Genomic DNA, 16,600 nt, shown 5'->3' on the forward strand with positions numbered 1-16,600 from the left:
AAACTAGATAATGCAGATAGCCTATCAGTTCAACCCTCAATCATTATCTATTTAACTCCCTATTACTTTAAAGTAAGTAGGAATGTAATGTAAAGATGAAATTCTACTATACGTATTTAAGTGCATTTTACAACCATTATATTATAACATACAACAATGACGTTTCAACTAAACACCACATTTTATATAAAAGAAATTTCTTCAATTTCTTTTAGCTCTTTAATTGCCTTTCTTAATTCAGCTGCGGAGAAACTTCCGTCTTCCTCTGCTACAGCTGCATCTGACTCTTCTCCTTGCATCATCAGACTAACAGCATACACCGCTGCTGTCCAAAGTTTTACATTATCACCCGGTAAAAACGGAAATGTAATAAATAAATGACGCTGCCATATTTCAACGGCAACCTGCAGCAATGTAGGATTTTCATGCTCCAGCTTTTCCGTCAACTGCGCTTCTACTTGCTCGGCAAACAAATACGGTGTTGTTCGTTGAAGCTGAAGCGCATTTACTTTTTTCGTCTCTCCAAACTTAGTAATCATAAAATCAATGTCTACTTCTTCTTCCATAACTGTTTTTAAAGCGACTGTTTTTACGATAGGGTGAACAGCTTCAGATGAAAATAGCTGTTCCAGAAAGAAGCGCTGCTTTTCAATTCTCTTTGTTTTTAATGAATGAACCCATTCAAGCTGATCTTGAATATTGTCTAGAGCTGTGAATGATTTAAACTGCTCTAGCTGTTCTTCTTCTGTTTGTTCTTCTATGACTTGTTCTTGATTCATTCTATTCTTGCAGAACTCCAATAGCTGATAAAGCTGTTCAGCATGTTCAGAAGGGAGTTTGTGTTCTTGAATAACTGCTTGTAGAGTAACATATCCTTCATGATAGTGACCAAGCTGAATTAACACCATGAGGTACATTTGCAAATTATGATAATAATCGCCAATATCTTCTTTCAGCATTTGCTCACACAATTCCTTAGCTATGCCTGCATCACCGAGCTCCACGTGACAAATAACAAGACCAAGTAAAATTTCATGATGCTTATTATCAAGTTCATAGGCCTGCTCAAATAAAGGAAGTGCTTCTTGAAACTGCTTGTGCTGCATATGATCTGTAGCTTTTTCAACCAACCGTTCTTTTAATAGAGGAAAAGCTACAATTTTGTTTTGTTGTTCATTCGACATGTTTTCTCCCCACTTCGCGGTCCATTTGCTTTACAGTTTAGCAATTCGATTAACGGAACGCAAAAAAATCGAGCAAAATCATCATTTTGCTCGATTTTTGGTTAGTATCTTACCGTTTTTGCTTCATAAGCAGAAATGTCGTCTTCAAAAGAAAGCGTATAGCCAATTTCATCATATCCGTTAACAAGCATATATTTCCAATGGCCATTGATATCAAACGTACGTTCAAAGCCTGCTTCATCGGTAATTTTTTGCTGATGAAGATCGATTGTACAGGCGTAAGAAGCACTTTGAGACTCTTTCATTAAATAGGAAACATCTTCTTTTGATAAAACAATAGGTAAAATACCATTTTTTAGACAGTTTTGTTTGAAAATATCCGCAAATGAAGGTGCGATAATGGCACGAAACCCATAGTCTAAAAGCGCCCATGGCGCGTGTTCACGTGACGAACCACATCCGAAGTTCTCGTCAGCTACAAGAATTGTTGCTCCTTGATTTTGAGGCTGATTTAATTCAAACGTTTCATTTAACGTTTCATCTTCATTATATCGCCAATCAAAAAATAGAAATTTTCCAAACCCAGTACGCTCAATTCTTTTCAAAAATTGCTTTGGGATAATTTGATCAGTATCTACGTTTGCTCGGTCGAGACCTGCTACTTTCCCTGTGTGGATTGTAAAAGCATTCATCTATGTTCTCCTCCTTATCGCACCGCTTGTTCTTGTAGTTTGCGTACATCAACAAAATGTCCATATACCGCTGCCGCTGCTGCCATTACCGGGCTTACTAAATGCGTTCTGGCGCCTTTTCCTTGACGTCCTTCAAAATTGCGGTTAGAAGTGGACGCACAGTGTTCGCCTTGTGGAACTAAGTCAGAGTTCATGCCTAGACACATGCTGCAGCCTGAGTCTCTCCAATCAAAACCTGCTTCAATGAAAATAGCAGATAAACCTTCTTCTTCAGCCACTCGCTTTACTTTTTGAGAACCTGGTACAATGATCGCTCGCACATCTGGTGACACTTTCTTTCCTTTAATAAAGGCTGCCACGTCACGAAGATCAGACAAACGAGCATTTGTACATGAACCGATAAATACATGCTGAACTGGAATCTCTTCTATTGCCATGCCAGGCTGTAAGCCCATATACTCAAGTGCTCGTGACAAAGACTTTCTCTCAGCTTCTGTTTTACACTCTTCTAATGTAGGAACTTGCTTGCTAACATAAGAACTCATCGCCGGGTTTGTTCCCCATGTTACAACAGGTTCAATTGTATCTGCATCAATTTCCAGCGTTTCATCGTACGTTGCACCTTCATCTGTTGCTAAAGCTGCCCAAGCTTCCACTGCTTTTTCAAACTGTTCTCCTTTAGGAGCATACTGACGTCCTTTAATATAAGAGAACGTGACATCGTCTGGACTGATTAGACCAGCTTTTGCACCGGCTTCAATAGACATATTACAAATGGTCATGCGCTCTTCCATTGAAAGATCGCGAATACATTCGCCCGTAAATTCTACGATTGAACCCGTTCCAAAATTCACGCCGAATTTTTGAATTATTGCTAATACAATGTCCTTAGCATAAACGCCAGGCTGCTTTTTGCCATTTACTTTCACTTGTAGCGTTTTTGGTTTCGCTTGCCATAGCGTTTGTGTTGCTAAAACATGCTCTACCTCACTAGTTCCTATCCCAAAAGCAAGCGCTCCAAATGCACCGTGAGTAGATGTATGACTATCTCCGCACACAATGGTTTTTCCAGGCTGAGTTAATCCTAATTCCGGTCCAATGATATGCACAATTCCTTGCTCTTCACTTGTTAAATCTAAAAGCTTCACACCAAACTCATGACAGTTTTCAGATAGTTTGTCTACTTGTTTCTTTGCAATCGGATCTTTAATATTAAAACGGTCAACCGTTGGAATGTTATGATCCATTGTAGCAAACGTTAAGTCTGGACGCTTCACTTGGCGATTTGCCACGCGAAGACCTTCAAATGCTTGAGGAGACGTTACTTCATGAATAAGATGAAGATCGATATATAATAAGTCCGGCTTCCCCTCTTCTCGACGTACAACATGTTGTTCCCAAAGCTTATCAATAATTGTTTTTGGTTTCATACTGCTCCTCCTTTCTGATTATGAAAAACGTTTCTCACAAAACGTGAGAAACGCATGATTAACTGTAAGCTGTCATAATGCTTGAAATGGCAGAATCATTGGCAATTACCGCAGTTATCGCCTCCACCATTTTATCGGTACCTAAATAATGATTACCGTCTGCTAAGTCAGCTGTTCGATGACCTGCATGTAATACACTTTCAACCGCTTGTTCAATCACTGCTGCTTCTTTTTCTAATCCAAATGAATGTCTAAGCAACATTGCTGCAGATAAAATAGCAGCAATCGGATTAGCTTTGTTTTGACCAGCAATATCTGGTGCAGAACCGTGAACCGGTTCGTATAAAGATGGACCATCAGCCGTTAAGCTGGCAGATGGCAACATTCCTAACGATCCTGTCAGCATAGAAGCCTCATCACTCAAAATATCACCAAACATATTTTCAGTTACCACTACATCAAAATACTTCGGATTACGAATTAACTGCATAGCAGCTGAATCTACAAGCATATGCTCAAGCTCTACATCCGGGTAGTCTTTTGCTACTTCTTCAGCTACTTCACGCCACACTCTACTAGACTCAAGCACATTCGCTTTATCAACAGACGTTACTTTTTTACGTCGATTTACAGCCGTGTCAAATGCTTGACGAATAATTCTTTCTATTTCTGTACGCTTATAAAATAATGTGTCGACAACTGTTTCTTCATTTCCTTCTGTTCGGCGCTCGCTAGGCTTACCAAAATATAAGCCTCCTGTTAGCTCGCGGACGATAATGAAGTCAACACCTTCAATGTATTCTTTTTTCAGAGGAGAGGCATCCGCTAAGCTATCATAAAACGTCACCGGACGAAGATTAGCATATAAATCCAGTTCTTTTCGAATAGCTAGCAAACCTTTTTCCGGTCGCAAATGTGAAGGGTTACGATCCCATTTTGGCCCTCCAACCGATCCAAGTAATACAGCATCTGCCTGCTTACAAGTCTCAATTGTACTTTCTGGAAGAGGTGTGCCCGCCTCATCAATTGCAGCTCCGCCAATTAGTCCATACGTAAACTCAAATTGATGATCAAAGCGCTCTCCAATTGCTTTTAAAACGGCAACAGCGCCCTTGGTTACTTCTGTTCCTACGCCGTCACCCGGTAATACAGCGACTTTTTTTGTCATGGTGGTCTCTCCCTTCAGTTCACATTACTTCTTGCTTTGTACGATGCTGCTGAATAGCAATTAAACGATTAATGGCGTTCAGATATGCTTTCGCTGACGATTCTAATACATCAAACGCTACTCCGCGTCCGCTTGCTTCAGTTCCTTCGCTTTCAACCTTCACAAATACTTCAGCCAGTGCGTCCGGCCCACCGTTAATAGACTGAATACGATAGTCTAATAGTTTTACATCTTGTTCAACACAGCGCTGCAGCGTATTATAGATAGCTTCCACGCTTCCAGATCCCGTAGCTGCTTCTTGAATCTCTTCGCCGTTTTCTTTGCGAAGCGTAATCGTAGCCGTTGGAATATTGTTCGTACCATACTGAACTTGCAGACTTTCAAGCTTATATTCACTGTCTTTGCTAACTTGCTTTTGAATGACTAATGCCAATAAATCATCATCGGTAATGTCTTTTTTCTTATCTGCTAAGTCTTTAAACTTCTCAAAAAGTACGTTTGCTTCTGTATCTTCCAATGTGAATCCAAGCTCTACTAAGCGTGTACGGAACGCATGACGGCCTGAGTGTTTACCAAGCACAATTGGATTTTGTTTAACACCCACAAGTTCTGGGGAAATAATCTCATATGTTAACGGATTTTTTAAGACGCCATCTTGGTGAATACCTGATTCATGAGCAAAAGCATTCTTTCCTACAATCGCTTTATTTGGTGCAATATTCATTCCGGTAAGCTTACTGATAATGTCACTCGTACGCTTAATTTCAGGCAAGATAAGACCTGTGCTCGCTTGATAGAAATCTTGACGGACATGAAGCGCAAGTGCTACTTCTTCAAGAGCTGCGTTACCCGCACGTTCTCCGATTCCGTTAATCGTTCCTTCAATTTGAGTAGCTCCTGCTTCAATCGCAGCCATTGAATTGGCCACAGCTAGCCCTAAGTCATCGTGACAGTGAGCTGACAAATCAACTTTATGAATATTTGACACATGTTCTTTTAAGTAATTAAATACTGATTGATAGTCGCCAGGAGTGATAAATCCTACTGTATCTGGAATATTAACGACTTTTGCACCAGCATCAATAACGGCTTCTACAATTCTAGCTAAAAACGGTAAATCTGTTCGACATGCATCTTCAGCAGACCATTGAACAACCGGGAATTTTTCACTTGCGTACTTCACCATTTCCACTGCTGTTTCAAGTACTTCATCAGGTGTTTTTTTCAATTTATGCTGCATATGAATTTCGGAAGTAGCGATAAAAACATGCAGTCTTGGTTCTGCACTTTCTTTTAACGCTTCCCATGCAATGTCAATATCTTTTGTAACAGACCTTGCAAGGCCTGTTACAGAAGAATTTTTGACAATAGACGCAATTTCTTTTACGGATTGAAAATCACCTTTTGAAGAAGCGGGAAATCCGGCTTCAATGATGTCGATACCTAATCGCTCTAACTGCTTAGCAATTTCAAGCTTTTCTTGTAGGTTCAAATTGACTCCAGGTGACTGTTCACCATCGCGTAGCGTCGTGTCAAATAGTTTAATTTTTTGCACTAGCGATCACCGCTTCTTTCTTTTGTTTTTTAACAAATGGCATCATTTCACGTAATTGAGCGCCAACTTTTTCAATTAAATGTTCGTTTTCACGGTTATTGATAGCTGTAAATTCCGGACGATTTGCTTGGTTTTCTAGGATCCAGCCTTTTGCAAATTTACCTGTTTGGATATCTTCAAGCACTTTTTTCATTTGCTCTTTTGAACGCTCATCTACAACGCGTGGTCCTGAAACGAAGTCACCCCATTGAGCTGTATCAGAGATTGAATAACGCATGCCTTCCATTCCGCCTTCATACATAAGGTCAACAATTAATTTTAATTCGTGTAAACACTCAAAATATGCAACTTCCGGTTGGTAGCCAGCTTCTACAAGCGTTTCAAAACCAGCTTTAACTAATGAAGTTAACCCACCGCAAAGTACTGCTTGCTCACCGAAAAGATCTGTTTCTGTTTCTTCTTTAAATGTTGTTTCTAACACACCCGCACGAGCTGAACCGATTGCTTTAGCATAAGCTAACGCTACGTCTTTTGCTTCTCCAGTTACATCTTGGAATACTGCGAATAACGCCGGTACGCCAGCTCCTTCTTCATACGTTCTTCTTACAAGGTGACCAGGGCCTTTTGGAGCTACTAAGAATACGTCAACGAATTCAGGTGCTACGATTTGGTTAAAGTGAATGTTGAAACCGTGAGCAAATACTAAAGATTTTCCTGGTTTTAGTCCTGGAAGAATTTCTTCGTTATAAACTTTTGGCTGATACTCATCTGGAAGTAATACCATTACTACTTCTGCTTGTTGAACTGCATCTTTTACAGATAATACAGTGAAACCGTCTTGCTCTGCTTGGTCCCATGATTTACCTTTACGTAATCCTACTACCACGTTTACTCCGCTGTCGCGTAAGTTTTGTGCATGGGCGTGACCTTGTGAACCATAGCCTACGATTGCTACTGTTTTACCTTGTAATAATTGATCCTTTGCATCTCCGTTATAATATACCTTTGTCATAATAAATCTCTCCTCTTAGTTTATATAGTTTTATATAGTTTACTTGGTTAGTAACTAGCTAGAATTAAATGATTGATGAAAGTTTGGCTGCTGCTTTTTGCGTACCGCGCGGAACAGCTACTGTACCCGTGCGCGTTACTTCTTTTAATCCATAAGGCTGAAGCAGATCAATCATCGCTTCAATCTTGCTGGATTCACCTGTTACTTGAATAATTAAGCTGTCGCGGCTTACATCAATGATGGTTGCACGGAAAGGCTCAATTACTGCATAAAGTTCGTTACGGCTCGCTGGCGTAGAGGCTACTTTCATTAAAGCAAGCTCTCTTGATACCACCGCTTGATCCGTAATATCTTGAACCTTCAACACGTCAATCTGCTTATTTAACTGCTTAATCACTTGTTCAGCAGCGTTATCATGCTCTACGTTCACAACAAACGTCATGCGTGATACATCTTCAGATTCAGTGTGACCTACCGAAATACTCTCAATATTGAAATTTCTTTTTGTAAATAACCCCGTCACGCGATTTAATACGCCCGCACGGTTTAATACAGTTGCTGTAATAATTCGCTTCATGGTTTCACCCCTACCATTTCATGTAATCCTTTTCCAGGTGCAACCATTGGATATACGTTTTCTTTAGGTGCGACAAAGAAATTTAGTAGAACAGGTCCATCTGTTTCCATTGCTTCTTTCAAAGCCGCATGCGCTTCTTCTTCAGTAGAAGCTTGTAAACCTTTGATATCATAAGCTTCTGCAAGCTTCATTAAATTAGGCTGATTCGGAATTAAAGAGTGTGAGTAGCGTTCTTCATAGAAGATTTCCTGCCACTGACGAACCATACCAAGCGACTGATTGTTAAGTACAACCACTTTTACAGGTAAATTTAATTCTCTAATAACTCCTAATTCTTGAAGCGTCATTTGAAATCCACCGTCACCAACGACTGCTACAACTGTTTTATCTTTGTTTGCCAGCTGAGCGCCGATTGCAGAAGGTAATCCAAAGCCCATAGTGCCAAGACCACCTGAAGTTACCCATCGATCTGGATTATTAAATGTGTAGTATTGAGCTACCCACATTTGATGTTGCCCAACGTCCGTTGTAACAACGGCATCTCCATTTGTATACTTGTGAAGCAACTCAACTACTTTTTGTGGCTTTAACACATCCCCTGAGTTCTGATACCATAATGGATATTCTTGCTTCCACGCCGCTAATTTCTCATGCCATTTCGTATAATCTCCAACTTCTCCTTCTTGCAGAAGCAATTGCTTCAATACTTCTTTTGCATCTCCAACAATTGGAATCTTGGTTGGAACATTCTTTCCAATTTCCGCTGGGTCGATGTCAATGTGAGCAATTTTTGCATTTGGTGCAAAATGCTTTAAGTTACCTGTTACTCGGTCATCAAAGCGTGCACCGATACTAATGAGAAGATCACTCTCATAAATTGCCATGTTTGCTGTGTAGGTTCCGTGCATGCCAGCCATTCCTAAATGAAGCGGATGATCTGCAGGAAAACAACCCAACCCTAAAAGCGTATTAATAACCGGAATATTTTGACGTTCAGCATAATTTTTTAATTCTTCTGAACCTTTACTCAATAACACTCCCGCACCTGCTAGAATAACAGGTTGTTTTGCAGCTGCTACTGCGTCTGTTAATTTTTTAACCTGCAGCTGATTTGGAAAATAAGTTGGCTGATAGCCAGGTAAATCAATTTCTCCTTCGTAATTAAATGTTCCATCACCCTGTGCCATATCTTTTGGAATGTCGATTAAGACTGGACCAGGTCTTCCTGTTGTCGCAATATGAAATGCCTCTTTGATGATTCTCGGCATATCGCTGATATTGCGTACTTGATAGCTATGTTTTGTAATTGGCATTGTAATCCCTAATACATCTGCTTCTTGGAACGCGTCAGAACCAATTACACTTGAAGCTACTTGACCAGTAAAAACAACTAAAGGAAGTGAGTCAATCATCGCATCTGCCAAACCTGTTACGATATTTGTTGCACCAGGACCACTTGTTGCGATAACTACACCGGGTTTGCCTGAAATTCTTGCGTACCCTTCTGCTGCGTGAATTCCACCTTGTTCGTGACGAGCAAGTACGTGAAACATTCCTGAACCATATAGCTTATCGTAAATCGGTAAAACGGCTCCCCCTGGGTAACCGAAGATGACGTCAACATTTTCTCTTCTTAGAGATTCAATCAACATGTCAGCTCCATTCATTTGTGCCCCAGTGCTTACAGGTTCTTTCGTTTGCATATTGGCTCCCACTTTTCTCATCCTTTCGTTTTCTAGATAAAAGAAAAAAGACTTCTCACCCCTAAATAGACCCTATCAAATGATATAGGTCAAGGGGCGAAAAGTCTTTTGTACTTTACGCGGTACCACCCTCGTTTGTAATCGTAATGATTACCTTATGAATGTATACTGTACATTCTTTTTGATAACGAGTGCTTTGGAAGTACACTCGGTCGCCCTTACTGAATTTCAGGGTGACACTCTGAGGTGAGTTCATTTTGAGTTGGTAACGTCGGCTTCCAGCAACCCGACTCTCTGTTGATACCTAAACATCAAAACTACTTATCCTCTTCAACGTTTTAAAACGCTATATGCTTTTTGAAAAATGCTTTACACATCAATATTTTAAATTAATTACAATTAATTAAAATTTTTAGAAAACTTATATTTGAGGACTATCTTACGCCCATTTCTATGCATAGTCAACCACTTTTCAAGATTTTTTTAGACAATTTAGACTAAACAGAATATTTGAATGCGTTTTCATTATTGATGTAATAAGGGTTTACAGCAGTTCAAAAAGTTTTTGTGAAACGTTCATTTGTACACACTGAATGAACAAACATTCACTTTTAAGATAAATAAAAAAACCGGCTTTTACTAAAAAGTAAAAGCCGGTTTTTTCCGGACGTCCCAGGAGAGATTCGAACTCCCGACCGACGGCTTAGAAGGCCGTTGCTCTATCCTGCTGAGCTACTGGGACATAATGTTAAAGTGTATCAAAGACAATACTTATTATATTCAAATATAATTTAAAAGTCAACGTTTTTTTGAAATTTTATGAGAAGAGAGGTAAAAAACCTTCTCTTCTCCCTATATTTGGCTATATTATGCTGAAAGTGTACAGGTTAACTGCATGCTAGGAATATGTTTACCGCTTATATCGTAAAACTGCACGGTAGCTTCTGTACCATCCATTACTAGTATAGCATACGTACGTTCTTTTCTCATACGAGGAAGTAACATACTTCCTGGATTGATAAATAAAACTCCGTCCATGAGCTCAGCTCCCGCTATGTGAGAATGCCCAAAGCAAACAACGTTTGCCCCGACTTCTCTCGCTTTGTAATGCAGATTCATCATAGACATTTTAACATTATATAAGTGACCGTGTGTAACCAGACACGTAGCTTCTCCAAGCGACTCTACTCGATCATTAACGTAAGATGCATCGTAGTCACAATTTCCTCGAACGCCTAAAAACGCAGACATTTCTTTGCTGTCTTGCGGCAACTCAGAGTCCCCACAATGGATCATCTTATCTACATCAGCATGTCTCTCTCTGATAGTGAGCAGTTCTTCTTGTAACCCGTGGCTATCGCTTACAATTAATAGTTTCACACGTCATCACTCCTTCTAAAATTGCGCATCAATTAGCGGTGCTAGTTTTTTTAACGCATTTGCTCGGTGACTAATTTGATTTTTTTGCTCTTTGGTCAATTCTGCCATGGAGCATCTCCATTTTTCCACAAAGAAAATGGGATCGTACCCAAAACCGTTTTCCCCTCTTTTTTCCTCCAAGATGTGCCCTTCACACGTGCCTTCTACAATTTCGGTTCTCTTTCCAGGCACTGCAATAGCAAGAGCACAGTGAAAGCGTGCCGTGCGCTTTTCAAACGGCACGTCATTTAACTTTTGAAGTACCTTCTCTATATTAGCATTATCATCTTTATTTTCACCAGCATAACGCGCGGAATAAACGCCTGGCTCCCCGTTTAAGGCGTCAATAGCAAGCCCGGAGTCATCGGCAATGACCGGCTTATTTAATGCGGATGAAATGGCCTCTGCTTTTAGTGTCGCATTCTCTGCAAATGTAACGCCCGTTTCTTCCACGTCTTCAATCTCAGGAAAATCAAGAAGCGATTTTACTTTAAATCCCTTTGGCGAGAAAAGTGTTTCAAAATCTTTTACTTTGCCTGCATTTTTAGTTGCAATAATGATTTCACGCACGTCAATCCCTTACCTTTCTTTAACCGGAATGTAAGCAGCCAGGTGATCAAGAACTTCCTTTTGCTGTTCAATCAATTGATAAACACCTTTTTCTCCCAAATCTAGAAGATGGTTTAACTGTTCTCTCGAAAACGTCGATTCCTCTCCCGTTCCCTGTAATTCTACAAACTGTCCGCTTCCTGTCATCACAATATTCATGTCAACTTCCGCTGTCGAATCTTCTTCATAATTTAAATCTAAAATCGAATTTTCTCCATGAATACCTACTGAAGTCGCAGCTAAGTAGTCACGAATAGGGATTTCTGTTAGCTTGTTCTCTTCAACCAGCTTTCCAAACGCTAAAACCATAGCCACAAAAGCACCTGTAATCGATGCTGTTCTTGTGCCTCCATCAGCTTGAATAACATCACAATCAATCCAAATTGTCTTTTCTCCGACCTTTTCCAGATCGACTACAGAACGAAGAGCTCGTCCGATTAGACGCTGAATTTCCATTGTTCGTCCTGTGACTTTACCTTTTGATGATTCACGTATATTTCTTTGTGCCGTAGCTCGAGGCAGCATAGAATATTCAGCTGTAATCCATCCTTTTCCTTGTCCACGCATAAAAGGAGGCACTCTGTCGTCTATGCTTGCTGTACAAATAACCTTTGTGTCTCCCACCGAGATTAATACAGATCCTTCTGGATGCTTTAAGTATGAAGTATGAAGAGATACAGGTCTCAATTCATTAAATTCCCTACCGTCCAAACGCATTAAGCATGTCCTCCTATAAATTCATTTATATGTAATAGTCTCTTCCATTTTAACTATAAAACAGCGGAAAGAGGTCGCTATTTCAGCAGACCTCTTTCTACTTAGTCCTTTACTAGTATAACAAAAATTTGTTTTTAAAAACTACCTGTGTTCACATTTTTCGGTCTTGAAACTGGTTCCGTCAATTTTTTCCCTTTTTCATCTTTTAGCGTTTTTTTGCCATTCACCTTAATGGCAACGCTGTCTACGGCTTTTTGTTCTGTCAGCGATAACACCAAGGAGTCAAGAACATGCTGAGAAATTTCCGTGCCTTTTAAATTTCCAAAGATGTTTTTATTAAAGTTAAGCGTTAACTCACCGTCCGCATACTTTGGAGCTGCTACGAGCTTTGCATCGGGATTAAAATCTGTCACTAAACCTGATGCAGGCGCAGGTCCTTCTACAAGTTCGTTCACAATTGCAGTGTACATATCCTTGTCATCAGAAGCAATTCGTTTTGTGACAGGAACATAGTAAGTTTGTTTGCCCTCTTGAGCTAAGTAATAAATCGTAACTGGCTTTGTTTGAGTTACGTCAACTACTCCAGTATTATCAAAGTTAATGCCATCTGCTCTGCTCAACCCTTTACTGATTGGCGTATGATTTACAGGCATCTCATCTTTATCATAGCCGTTAATGCGAATTTTAACTTTATTTACGCCTTCAAACTGCGTCAGCGTCCAAGTGACGGCCTGCAGGATACGGAGTTCATCTTCTTTTTTATATTCAGCAAATTCAGGTGAAAAATCTGCTACCATCGTCCCGTCACTTTCCAGCTTTGTCCCTAAAACTCTTGTATCAGCAGGAAGAACCGCTCGGAAATTATTTGGCAATAAGTTTGTGACTGGTCCACCCTCTACTAAATATTCAAGAGACTGTTTAGCGACACCTTTTGATTTAGGAATTTCAAGCGTCTGGGGAACAACGTACCCGTTTTTATCAATTAAGTAGAGTTCTCTTTTGGTAGGCGCAGATGTTTCTGCCGCTTTACTTTGTTTTTTATTAGCTTCCGTTACTTTCGCTTCAGTCGCTAATGATTTTTCATCTTTCACATAGGTGACATCCTTTGGCGGATCAATTTCCTTTGCTGCGTTATCCCCTCCGAAAAGTCCACAGCCGGATAACAATACAGATGTGGTCACCACGGCGGATATGAGAACAAGTTGGGTCTTTTTGGACATTCCTTTCCCTCCTCAGACTGTTTGTACTACTATGTATACGAGCTTTTTTGCATTTTAGACCAGCTCAAAAAAGTTTTTGTCCACAAAAAAAACCGAGCATAATATGCACGGTTTTAAAGCTTGATATGTTCAACATTATATACAGGGTGCTCAAACCATTTAGATGCAATAGATTGAAACAGTTCTGTTGATCCTGTTGTAAAGAAGTAGTGTTCAGGCTCCATGTTTCTAGGAGCGAGTAAATTGCTATAAGAAAGAATGGCACTTACCTCTATTGCCGTTTCTTCGCCAGAACTGATTAACTGAACTCGAGGCCCAATTGCTTCTTGAATAACTGGCTTTAATAACGGATAATGCGTACATCCTAAAATAAGGGTATCCATATCTGTATGATAAAAAGGTTTTAATGTTTCTTTTACAATTCGCTGCGCTTCCGGTCCTTCATAATTACCGCTCTCTACAAGAGGTACAAACAAAGGGCATGCCAAATTTTCCACTTCCACTCTCGTATGAAGAGCGCGGAGTGCATGTGTATAGGCTTGACTTTTCACGGTTCCATTTGTGCCGATTACGCCTATTTTATGATTTTTAGTTACTTTAAGCGCAGCGCGTGATCCTGGTTCAATGACGCCTATAACCGGAATATCGAGCTGTTCTTGAATTTCATCCAGCACAACTGCCGTAGCCGTATTACACGCAATAACAAGCATTTTAATATCTTTATCTACTAAATAATTAGTCATCTCCCACGTGAAAGCTCGTACTTCTTCACTAGGACGAGGACCGTATGGGCAGCGGGCTGTATCTCCAATATACATAATTTGTTCTTTCGGAAGCTGTCTCATAATTTCCTTTGCTACCGTTAATCCGCCCACACCTGAATCTATAACACCAATTGGTCTACTCAAAACAATCGCCTCATTTTTCTTTCATTTCATCATGCAATTTTCGTAACGTTACTCGTAAAACTTCCGTTTCACTCGGAGAGAAGTTTGCCAGTACGCCATTTAAATACGTTTGTCGCTTTTCAATTACTTCTTCGATAACACGTGCTCCTTCAGGAAGCAAATGAATACGCACTACGCGGCGGTCTTTTGGATCTTTCACCCGAACCACCAACTTATTTTTTTCCATACGATCTACTAAATCTGTCGTTGTACTACAAGCGAGAAAAATACGATTTGATAAATCGCCAATCGTCATATCTCCACGTTCAAACAGCCACTGCAAAGCAATAAACTGAGGTGGCGTAATCGTATAGTCTTCTAAAATTTCTCTTCCTTTTTGTTTCACAATCGCTGCAATATGTCGAAGTGACTTCTCTAATTCTGCCACTGTATCCTCATTATTTTTTGCTGTCATACCGTAATCCTTTCCACCTATAAGTCTTATTTTCTATTATTTCTTTCAGTTAAACCCGTCTCTATTGTTTCTCTTTTCTATTTTATATTGTGCTCTTTTTTCAGTGATTTTTCAAGGTTAACATGAGGATTCTACAACGTTCATCATAAGTCTACATACTCTCATTCAGTATTAAAAAACAGCTGCTCCATAAAAGGAGCAGCTGTTTCTATTAATTATTGATATACAGCTCGAAAACTGAGCTGAAATCTTTTGTTGTGTAGGCTGTTTTTTTATCTAATAACCAAGAAAACGCGGCTTCGTTAATTTCTTTAAATTCACCAGCAACACTTCCACTTGTATTTCGTGTACTGCTTAGCGTAGAAGAAGCTAGCTGAATGCTTTGTTTAGCAAAATCGAGCGCAATTTCATTTTCACGCGTTATTTCAGACATTTTAAACAGCGCTTTATATAAATCTTTTACCTCTTCTATATGCTTTTTGTGTACATCGATAGAAAAAGTCTCCGAGCCAATTTTAAATTTAATTTCCACATCTAAATCGACAGTTCCAGCCGTTTCTAGCATCACGTTTGAAATGTGATTTGTGCTGTAGTTATAGCGGCGAAGCATTCGCTTTTTGCTTGTAGCACTTGTTCCATCAAGATGAATGAGCGCTTTATTGGTAAAGCAATATTCATCTGACTTTGATTTGATTAGAAAATAAATTTTTTCTTGTTCTTCATGCATAACGTAATCGTCTGCATCTACCTTGTCATAATCAACCGGCTTAATAACAGAACCAATATCACTTAGCCCCAATACATCAGCAGCCACTTTTCCAAACATTTCCCCATCTCCCTTTTAAAAACAATTGTGTTATTTTCATGTTTTAAGTGTACTGTGCAAATGAGGGGATGTAAATAAAAAAAAGGAGCTTCTTAAAAAGAAGCTCCACATTTATTAAAATAACAAATTTAAAATCATATAGATAAGTGCAGCTAATGAAGCTGAAATTGGCAATGTGATAACCCATGTAATCACCATGCGCTGTGCAGTTCCCCATTTTACACCTTTCACTCGGTGAGCAGAACCTACACCTAAGATAGAAGATGAAATAACATGAGTAGTACTGACAGGTAGATGAATAAACGTTGCTCCAAAGATAATGGCAGCCCCTGTTAAGTCCGCAGCTACTCCATTAACAGGACGAATTTTCATAATTTTACCGCCGACGGTTTTAATGATTTTCCATCCACCAATTGACGTTCCAAGCCCCATTGCGACCGCACAAGCCAGCTGTACCCACCACTGAATCTCAGTACCGCTTTGCATATTGTTAGCAATAAGCGCTAGCGTAATGATACCCATTGCTTTTTGCGCATCATTCGTACCGTGTGTGTAAGATTGTAGGGCTGCAGTCAGGATTTGAACGCGTCGAAAACGCTTATTCGTTTTCGTCAAGTTATGGTTTTTAAACGTTAGTTTGATAATCGTATAGACAATATAACCCACTACAAAGGCTAGAACTGGTGAAATTAGAAGGGCTTCAATGATTTTGATGAAACCTTTGTAATTTAAAGCACCAAATCCAGCAGCTGCAATAGCTGCTCCTGCAATCGATCCAATAATTGCATGAGAAGAACTACTCGGGATACCGAAATACCATGTGATTAGGTTCCACGCGATAGCAGAAATTAATGCTGCTAAAATAACGACAGAACCGTTTTGAAGCGTATAAGGATCAACGATATCCTTTGTAATCGTTTTGGCTACGCCCGTAAACGTCATAGCACCGACAAAGTTCATGGTTGCGGCTAAAAGAATTGCATGTCGCGGTTTTAAAGCTTTGGTTGAAACAGAAGTCGCAATGGCATTAGCTGTATCGTGAAATCCGTTGATAAAGTCAAAACCAAGTGCACCAACTACAATTAGAATAGTTAATATTAGCATCGAATCCATTATAATATAGCCC

The 16,600-nt window shown here is 39.7% G+C and carries 16 protein-coding genes, 1 tRNA gene and 1 other annotated feature; all 17 genes read right to left on the reverse strand.

All coding sequences use genetic code 11. The annotated features are described in order from the left end of the window. Positions 1-182: 182 nt before the first annotated feature. Complete coding sequence (locus AC3WJG_RS07490; RefSeq protein WP_028410553.1) at positions 183-1,184, reverse strand: tetratricopeptide repeat protein; 1,002 nt, start codon at positions 1,182-1,184, stop codon at positions 183-185. A gap of 101 nt (positions 1,185-1,285) precedes the next feature. After that, a complete protein-coding gene (gene leuD, locus AC3WJG_RS07495; RefSeq protein ID WP_028410552.1) occupies positions 1,286-1,876 on the reverse strand; it encodes a 3-isopropylmalate dehydratase small subunit in 591 nt (196 codons plus the stop codon). A 14-nt stretch (positions 1,877-1,890) separates the two neighbouring features. After that, complete coding sequence (gene leuC, locus AC3WJG_RS07500; protein WP_013059371.1) at positions 1,891-3,306, reverse strand: 3-isopropylmalate dehydratase large subunit; 1,416 nt, start codon at positions 3,304-3,306, stop codon at positions 1,891-1,893. 58 nt (positions 3,307-3,364) lie between these two features. After that, positions 3,365-4,474, reverse strand: a complete 1,110-nt coding sequence (gene leuB / locus AC3WJG_RS07505; protein ID WP_013059372.1) for a 3-isopropylmalate dehydrogenase — start codon at positions 4,472-4,474, stop codon at positions 3,365-3,367. 19 nt (positions 4,475-4,493) lie between these two features. Continuing rightward, on the reverse strand, positions 4,494-6,029 hold the full coding sequence (locus AC3WJG_RS07510; protein ID WP_013085140.1) for a 2-isopropylmalate synthase: 1,536 nt from the start codon (positions 6,027-6,029) through the stop codon (positions 4,494-4,496). After that, the gene (ilvC, locus tag AC3WJG_RS07515; RefSeq protein WP_013085141.1) at positions 6,016-7,041 is read right to left on the reverse strand and encodes a ketol-acid reductoisomerase; all 1,026 of its coding nucleotides are present in this window, start codon (positions 7,039-7,041) and stop codon (positions 6,016-6,018) included. Before ilvC ends, AC3WJG_RS07510 begins: the two co-directional genes overlap by 14 nt. A gap of 64 nt (positions 7,042-7,105) precedes the next feature. After that, positions 7,106-7,618, reverse strand: coding sequence for an acetolactate synthase small subunit (gene ilvN, locus AC3WJG_RS07520; RefSeq protein ID WP_013059375.1), 513 nt, complete (start codon positions 7,616-7,618; stop codon positions 7,106-7,108). Continuing rightward, positions 7,615-9,342, reverse strand: coding sequence for an acetolactate synthase large subunit (gene ilvB, locus AC3WJG_RS07525; RefSeq protein ID WP_153254654.1), 1,728 nt, complete (start codon positions 9,340-9,342; stop codon positions 7,615-7,617). Before ilvB ends, ilvN begins: the two co-directional genes overlap by 4 nt. Positions 9,343-9,410: 68 nt before the next feature. Next, positions 9,411-9,664, reverse strand: a binding site (T-box leader). A 325-nt stretch (positions 9,665-9,989) separates the two neighbouring features. After that, positions 9,990-10,063: transfer RNA gene (locus tag AC3WJG_RS07530), tRNA-Arg, on the reverse strand. A gap of 125 nt (positions 10,064-10,188) precedes the next feature. Then, positions 10,189-10,701, reverse strand: a complete 513-nt coding sequence (locus AC3WJG_RS07535) for a metallophosphoesterase (RefSeq protein WP_013059377.1) — start codon at positions 10,699-10,701, stop codon at positions 10,189-10,191. Between the two features lie 15 nt (positions 10,702-10,716). Further along, positions 10,717-11,310, reverse strand: a complete 594-nt coding sequence (locus tag AC3WJG_RS07540) for an XTP/dITP diphosphatase (RefSeq protein WP_025601437.1) — start codon at positions 11,308-11,310, stop codon at positions 10,717-10,719. Positions 11,311-11,319: 9 nt separating this feature from the next. Continuing rightward, positions 11,320-12,066 (reverse strand): ribonuclease PH, encoded by a 747-nt coding sequence (rph, locus tag AC3WJG_RS07545; RefSeq protein WP_013059379.1) that lies wholly within the window; start codon positions 12,064-12,066, stop codon positions 11,320-11,322. 134 nt (positions 12,067-12,200) lie between these two features. Beyond that, entirely contained in the window at positions 12,201-13,286 is a 1,086-nt protein-coding gene (locus AC3WJG_RS07550) for a GerMN domain-containing protein (protein ID WP_025601439.1), read from the reverse strand. A gap of 113 nt (positions 13,287-13,399) precedes the next feature. Next, on the reverse strand, positions 13,400-14,194 hold the full coding sequence (racE, locus tag AC3WJG_RS07555; RefSeq protein WP_025601441.1) for a glutamate racemase: 795 nt from the start codon (positions 14,192-14,194) through the stop codon (positions 13,400-13,402). Positions 14,195-14,204: 10 nt separating this feature from the next. Next, positions 14,205-14,648, reverse strand: a complete 444-nt coding sequence (locus AC3WJG_RS07560; protein ID WP_013059382.1) for a MarR family winged helix-turn-helix transcriptional regulator — start codon at positions 14,646-14,648, stop codon at positions 14,205-14,207. 211 nt (positions 14,649-14,859) lie between these two features. Then, positions 14,860-15,474, reverse strand: a complete 615-nt coding sequence (locus AC3WJG_RS07565; RefSeq protein ID WP_013059383.1) for a PH domain-containing protein — start codon at positions 15,472-15,474, stop codon at positions 14,860-14,862. 114 nt (positions 15,475-15,588) lie between these two features. Continuing rightward, on the reverse strand, positions 15,589-16,587 hold the full coding sequence (locus AC3WJG_RS07570) for an inorganic phosphate transporter (protein WP_013059384.1): 999 nt from the start codon (positions 16,585-16,587) through the stop codon (positions 15,589-15,591). Between the last annotated feature and the right edge of the window lie 13 nt (positions 16,588-16,600).

Source organism: Priestia sp. FW507-14D1A (genome assembly GCF_058781295.1).

Excerpts from the sequence above, each read along its gene's own strand:
- AC3WJG_RS07490 (WP_028410553.1), bottom strand. The coding sequence starts at position 1,184 with ATGTCGAATGAACAACAAAACAAAATTGTAGCTTTTCCTCTATTAAAA.
- leuD (WP_028410552.1), bottom strand. The coding sequence starts at position 1,876 with ATGAATGCTTTTACAATCCACACAGGGAAAGTAGCAGGTCTCGACCGA.
- leuC (WP_013059371.1), bottom strand. The coding sequence starts at position 3,306 with ATGAAACCAAAAACAATTATTGATAAGCTTTGGGAACAACATGTTGTA.
- leuB (WP_013059372.1), bottom strand. The coding sequence starts at position 4,474 with ATGACAAAAAAAGTCGCTGTATTACCGGGTGACGGCGTAGGAACAGAA.
- ilvC (WP_013085141.1), bottom strand. The coding sequence starts at position 7,041 with ATGACAAAGGTATATTATAACGGAGATGCAAAGGATCAATTATTACAA.
- ilvN (WP_013059375.1), bottom strand. The coding sequence starts at position 7,618 with ATGAAGCGAATTATTACAGCAACTGTATTAAACCGTGCGGGCGTATTA.
- ilvB (WP_153254654.1), bottom strand. The coding sequence starts at position 9,342 with ATGAGAAAAGTGGGAGCCAATATGCAAACGAAAGAACCTGTAAGCACT.
- rph (WP_013059379.1), bottom strand. The coding sequence starts at position 12,066 with ATGCGTTTGGACGGTAGGGAATTTAATGAATTGAGACCTGTATCTCTT.
- AC3WJG_RS07550 (WP_025601439.1), bottom strand. The coding sequence starts at position 13,286 with ATGTCCAAAAAGACCCAACTTGTTCTCATATCCGCCGTGGTGACCACA.
- AC3WJG_RS07560 (WP_013059382.1), bottom strand. The coding sequence starts at position 14,648 with ATGACAGCAAAAAATAATGAGGATACAGTGGCAGAATTAGAGAAGTCA.
- AC3WJG_RS07565 (WP_013059383.1), bottom strand. The coding sequence starts at position 15,474 with ATGTTTGGAAAAGTGGCTGCTGATGTATTGGGGCTAAGTGATATTGGT.
- AC3WJG_RS07570 (WP_013059384.1), bottom strand. The coding sequence starts at position 16,587 with ATGGATTCGATGCTAATATTAACTATTCTAATTGTAGTTGGTGCACTT.